This is a genomic window from Microbacterium sp. (genome assembly GCF_036277215.1).
Classification (GTDB): domain Bacteria; phylum Actinomycetota; class Actinomycetes; order Actinomycetales; family Microbacteriaceae; genus Microbacterium.
Window position 1 is genome coordinate 1 of record NZ_DASUNI010000203.1, and the last position, 5587, is coordinate 5587.

Below are 5587 nucleotides of genomic sequence, written 5' to 3' on the forward strand. Positions count from 1 at the left end.
CAGACGATGACCTGGACGAGGGAGGCTCTTGATGTCGGGTACAGCGAACGGGCCTGATCAGACCGCCGCGCACTCTGCGGACCGCAAAGACTCCGATGGCACCCAGGTGAGCAGCACGGCCGGAGTCGGTGGGGCCGTCCACTCGGAGTCGGGCGACGACGGCACAGGTGTTCAGGACGAACCCGTCCTGGAGCAGAACGCCGCGACGACTCAGGATCAGATCGCCGGCATCGTCGCACAGACTCGGGCCGATCTCGGCAGCGAGACCGACGAGCGCTACGCCGAGGTGCTGCGTCAGAGGCTGGAAGACGCCGGCATCCAGATGACGGATGCGGATGTGCAGTCGCTCTCCGGCGAAGCATCACCCGGCCCCAGCGGCGGCGGTGGCAGCGGCGTCTGAATAACCGACGCACCCCTTGCCACCGGCGCTGGCGTCTCGCGGGGTGGTGTTCGCGGATGCAGGTCAGGCGACGGAGCAGGCCGCCGGCGATGCCGTCTTGATGCCGATGGGCCGAGGCCACGTCGCGCTCGTCACCCGGGCGGGCGCGCGACGCGGCGTTGCGCGCAGCGCGACCGGGGCGACGGTATGGACGGTGGTCGAATCGGTGGCAGCGGCGCGACGTTCGCGGATCGACGCGAGAAGCGCGAGTTCACGCTCGCGAGTCATGGCGTCGTGACGGAACTGCATTTCGCTTGAGTAAACGGTCGAGAGCATGATTCCTCCGTGGGTTCCGATGGTTCCAACGTAGGGAGGGGTTCCGACATTGCCGCCGTCGTGACTGATGGCAGGAATCCGCTCATCTCGGACGGGAATCCGTGCGGGCCGGCCCCCCGCGGACGAACGTGCATGCGACGAGAACGAGGGGCCTCGGCATCCCGAACAGGAAGGCGGTGCGCGTGGGTCGCTTCAAGAAGGCCTTCCTCGGAGTGCTGCACCGAACCCTGAATCCGGTCGCCCTGCGCATCGCGCGGACGGGACGCGGTCCGTTCTCCATCGTGCGCCACATCGGCCGCAAGACCGGACGCACCTACGAGACCCCGGTGATCCTGACCGGCTCCGCCGAAGGGCTTGTGAGCGAACTCACGTACGGCGACCAGGTCTACTGGTACCGGAACATCGTCCGTGCCGGTGGTGAGATCCTCCATCGCGGACGCATGTATCGCGTTCTCGCGGTCGAGCCGCTCTCGACCGAAGCGGGCCTTCGCGCGTACGGCCGTGCGCGGCGGGCGGTCCTGCGCCTGCTGCGACGGCGAGAGTTCCGCCTGATCCGCGTCGAGCCCTGGCCGGATCCCGCTCAGGTCAAGGCCGGCCCGCGGGCGCCGGCCCGCCGATAATCTGGGTGCAATGTCGGATTCCATCTCCCCGAGCTCCGCAACCGCCTCCGCGAACACGCCTCCCGCCGGCGCGGCCGCGCCTCCCGCCCCCGCGGCCGACGAGGACCGCGCCGTCGAGCCCGCCCATCCGCCCACCACCGATATCGTGCTGTCCTCGCCCCAGCGGTGGCGCGCGTTCTGGGTGTGCGTCGCGGTGGCCGGCATCACGATCCTCGATCTGTCGAAGGTGAACGTCGCCCTCCCGTCGATCGAGTCGGCGCTCGGCGCCGGCTCCACAGAGCTCCAGCTGATCGTGTCGGGCTACGTGCTGACATTCGGGCTCGTGCTGGTTCCGATGGGGCGGCTCGGCGATCAGCGCTCTCGACGGGCGCTGTTCATCGTCGGCCTGTCGCTGTTCACGATCACGAGCCTCGTCTGCGCCGTCGCAGTCAGCCCGCTCATGCTGATGATCGGGCGACTGCTGCAGGGGGTCGCGGCCGGGATCCAGATGCCGCAGGTGCTCGGACTCATCCAGCAGCTCTTCCAGGGCAAGGAGCGCGGGCGGGCCTTCGGGCTCTTCGGGGCGACGATCGGGATCGCGACCGCATTCGGCCCGACGATCGGGGGGCTGCTGATCCTGGTCGGCGGGGCGACCGACGGCTGGCGCTGGATCTTCTGGATGAACGTTCCGCTCGGCATCATCGCCATCGCGCTGGCCGTCTGGGTCCTTCCCAAGACGCGCACGCGATCCCGCAAAGCCCTCTCGTTCGACCTGTTCGGGGTGCTGCTGTTCGGCTTGGCGGTGCTCTCGCTGATGTGGCCGTTCCTGTTCACCACCGGCTCGCCCGACGACGATCCCCGACGCTGGTGGCTGCTGGTGCTGTTCGTCCTGTTCGCGGGCGCATTCGTCGCATGGGAGCGTCACTACGAAGGACAGGGCAAGCAGCCGCTCATCCGGTTCGCGCTCTTCCGCATCTCGTCGTTCCGCAACGGCACCCTGCTGATCGCCGCCTACTTCACCGCGCTTCCCGCCCTGTTCCTGCTCACGACGCTGTTCCTGCAGACCGGTGTCGGACTGGCCGCGGTCTACGCCGGCATGGTCACGATCGGATTCGCCCTCGCGAGCGCACTGTTCTCGTGGATCGGCGGCAACCTGGTCGGCACGTACGGCCGCCCCGTGGTCGTGTGGGGTCTCGTCGGCGTGCTGGCCTGCGTGATCGGGCTGGCGGCGGCGGCACTGTTCGTTCCGGCCGAGTGGGTGGCGTGGGTGATGGCCGGCGTCATGGTGATCGGCGGCGTCGGCGGCGGCCTGGTCATGTCGCCGAACCAGACGCTGACCCTCGGCGACATCCCGGTGAAGCAAGGCGGCATCGCCGGCTCGATCGGGCAGCTCGGGCAGCGCATCGGCACATCCGTCGGCACCGCCGTCGCGCTGTCGCTGTTCTACGCCACGATCTACCGCGAGGGCAACGGAGCCGCGCCCGACATCGTCGTCTACCACGACGCGTACGCGTACGGCATGACGGCCGTCGCGGTCTTCGTGGCCCTCGCCTTCCTGATCTCGATCGTCGACTTGAGCTCGAGACGACGTAAGAAGAAGGGGTAGCACTCCGCACGGTGCGCGGTGCTTCGCTCGCTCGGTGCTCGGTGCTCGGTGCTCGGTGCTCGGTGCTCGGTGCGCGGTGCGCGGGCCCGGTTGCCGGGGCTCTACTCGCCTGTCACGACGCGCGGTCCCGGCGCAGTCCGTGACAGGGCAGGGCCGGGGCTTCGCGATGAGCGAACCGCCAGCCTGCCTCGGCGGCGATGTCGCACGGCGCACGTACCGTGTGAGCATGCGCATCCTGCACACCTCTGACTGGCACATCGGGCGGTCGTTCCACGGCCACGCCACGCTCGATGCGCTGCGCGGTGTGCTCGAGGCGATCGCCGTCCAGGTGCGCGAGAACGAGGTCGACGTGGTGCTCGTCGCGGGCGACGTCTTCGACTCGGCCGCACCGGCATCCGCCTGCTACACCGTGCTGACCGAGACGCTGCGGGCGCTGTCCGAGACCGGCGCCCGCATCATCGTGACGAGCGGAAACCACGACTCGGCCGCCCGGCTCGGCTTCCAGTCCGCGCTGCTGCGCGAGGGCATCCACATCGTCACCGATCCGGTGTCGGTCGGCACCCCGATCACCATCCGCGATGAGCACGGTCCCGTTCATTTCTACGGCATCCCGTTCCTCGAGCCCGCGCTCGTGCGCCATCTGTGGCCCGAGACCGAACTGCGCTCGCAGCACGCGACGATGCAGCACGCTCTGGGACTCGTCCGCGGCGACCTCGCCCGGCGGGGCGGTCGATCGGTTGCGATCGCGCACTGCTTCGCGGCGGGCGTCGAGGCGACTCCGGGCGTCGAGCGCGAGATCCGGCAGGGTAGCCTCGACGTGGTTCCGCTGTCGGCGTTCGAGGGTCCCGACTACGTCGCGCTCGGCCACATCCACGGCCGCCAGCAGCTGTCGGATCGGGTGCGCTATGCGGGCGCACCTCTGCACTACAGCTTCGGCGAGGCTGACAAGCCGCGCGGATCGTGGCTCGTGGAACTCGACGAGGTCGGCCTCGCGCAGGTCACCTGGCTCGACCTTCCCATCCCGCGCCCGCTCAAGACGATCCGCGCCTCACTCGACGAGCTGCTCGCGGATGAGCGCTTCGCCGAGTACGAGAACGCGTGGGTCTGCGCGCAGTACACGGACGCCACGCCGCAGCTGGATCCCATGCGCCGACTGCAGTCCCGGTTCCCGTTCTGTGCCACGGTGATGCACACGCCCGAAGGCCTACGCGGCCCCGACGGCCTCACCTACTCGCGACGGGTGCGCGCTGCGCGCAGCGACGCCGAACTCGTCGACGCCTTCCTCAGCCATGTCCGCGACGGCGAGGGTGCGTCCGAGCGCGAGGCCGAGGTCATCCGGGACGTGATCGACGAGCGCTCGCTCGTGGAGGCGACCGCGTGAGGCTGCACCGACTCGAACTCGAGGGCTTCGGGCCCTTCCGCGAACAGCAGGCCGTCGACTTCGACGCGTTCGCGGCCGACGGCATCTTCCTCATCGCGGGGCGGACCGGCGCCGGCAAATCCAGCGTCCTCGACGGTGTCTGCTTCGCCCTCTACGGCGGAGCGCCGCGCTACGACGGGGCCGAGAAGCGCCTGCGCAGCGATCACTGCGCTCCCGAAGACCCCACCAGCGTGCGAGTCGAGTTCAGCGCCGCCGGCAGGCGCTGGCGCGTCACCCGCTCGCCCGAATACGAACGGCCCAAGCAGCGTGGCAACGGGCTCACGACCGAGTCGCATCGTGCGCAGCTCGATGAGCTCGTCCACGACGCATGGGTCGGCCGCGCGGCCCGTCCGGTGGACGTGGCGCGCGAACTGGACGAGATCCTCGGACTCAACCAGCAGCAGTTCCTCCAGGTGATCCTGCTCGCCCAGGGCCGGTTCGCCGAGTTCCTGCTCGCGAAGAACGACGACCGGCAGCGGCTGCTGCGCAAGCTCTTCGGCACGCGTACCTACGAGGATTATCAGGCTGCGCTCGAGCAGCGCCGGAAGGATGCCGAACGTGCGCTCGCGGCTGCGGGCGACGGGGTCACCCTCCTCCTCGGCGAGGCCGAGCGCCTCATCGAGGCCGACGACCTGACGGGCGACTCGCCCGATGAGGCTCTCCTCGAGTCGGTCGTCACCGGCGAACCGGCGGGGCCTGCGGCTCGCTTCGACCGTGGTGAGCGTGCTGTTCGGCGAGCTGCGTATCGTGCCGAGACGCTGGTTCGTGAGCGGGATGCCGCGGATGCCGCACATCGCGCGGCCGAGGCGGCCCACCTCACGGCGAAGGCGCTGCGCGACAAGCAGCAGCAGCGCGAGCGGTCGCGAGCGGCCCTGGGCTCCCTCGAGTCGAAGTCCGCCGTCATTTCGATCGATCGGCAGACTCTCGAGCGGGCCTCCGCGGCGGAGGCCCTGCGTGCGCCGATCGAATCCGCCGCTCGCGCTGCGGCCTCCGCGGCCGACGCCGCCGAGGTCGAGATCGGCGCACTCGCCGCGTGGATCGCCGCCGGAGAGAATGGGGATGCCGCTCACCTCGGCAGCCGGATCGAAGAGCTCACCGGAGACCTCGCCGTCGCCACGGCGGCGGCCGACGCCGAGCGTCGGCACATGGCCGGCGAAGCGGCGCTCGCCGAGACGCGCGCCCGCATCGATGAATTCGAGGCGCTGCTGGTGCGCATCGACGGGGCGCGTGGAGGGCTCCCGGAGCGC

6 protein-coding genes are annotated in these 5587 nt (G+C 69.9%); 5 read left to right on the forward strand and 1 reads right to left on the reverse strand.

Annotated elements, in window-relative coordinates:
- Positions 1–106: 106 nt before the first annotated feature.
- Positions 107–400 carry a hypothetical protein gene (locus tag VFX99_RS10250; protein ID WP_329666194.1) on the forward strand — a complete coding sequence of 98 codons (294 nt, stop codon included), beginning with the start codon at positions 107–109 and terminating at the stop codon, positions 398–400.
- Positions 401–463: 63 nt separating this feature from the next.
- On the opposite strand, the gene VFX99_RS10255 is transcribed toward VFX99_RS10250, so the two are convergent.
- Positions 464–688 carry a hypothetical protein gene (locus VFX99_RS10255; protein WP_329666195.1) on the reverse strand — a complete coding sequence of 75 codons (225 nt, stop codon included), beginning with the start codon at positions 686–688 and terminating at the stop codon, positions 464–466.
- 209 nt (positions 689–897) lie between these two features.
- Between VFX99_RS10255 and VFX99_RS10260 the strand changes: the two genes are divergently transcribed.
- The 4 genes from VFX99_RS10260 to VFX99_RS10275 all read left to right on the forward strand — a co-directional run.
- Entirely contained in the window at positions 898–1335 is a 438-nt protein-coding gene (locus VFX99_RS10260; protein WP_329666196.1) for a nitroreductase family deazaflavin-dependent oxidoreductase, read from the forward strand.
- A 10-nt stretch (positions 1336–1345) separates the two neighbouring features.
- A complete protein-coding gene (locus VFX99_RS10265) occupies positions 1346–2920 on the forward strand; it encodes an MFS transporter (RefSeq protein ID WP_329666197.1) in 1575 nt (524 codons plus the stop codon).
- A 226-nt stretch (positions 2921–3146) separates the two neighbouring features.
- Entirely contained in the window at positions 3147–4301 is a 1155-nt protein-coding gene (locus VFX99_RS10270; RefSeq protein WP_329666199.1) for an exonuclease SbcCD subunit D, read from the forward strand.
- Positions 4298–5587, forward strand: a 1290-nt coding sequence (locus VFX99_RS10275) for an SMC family ATPase (protein WP_329666198.1), incomplete at its 3' end; no start/stop codon positions are given. The genes VFX99_RS10270 and VFX99_RS10275, both read left to right, overlap by 4 nt.

Excerpts from the sequence above, each read along its gene's own strand:
- VFX99_RS10255 (WP_329666195.1), bottom strand. The coding sequence starts at position 688 with ATGCAGTTCCGTCACGACGCCATGACTCGCGAGCGTGAACTCGCGCTT.
- VFX99_RS10265 (WP_329666197.1), top strand. The coding sequence starts at position 1,346 with ATGTCGGATTCCATCTCCCCGAGCTCCGCAACCGCCTCCGCGAACACG.
- VFX99_RS10270 (WP_329666199.1), top strand. The coding sequence starts at position 3,147 with ATGCGCATCCTGCACACCTCTGACTGGCACATCGGGCGGTCGTTCCAC.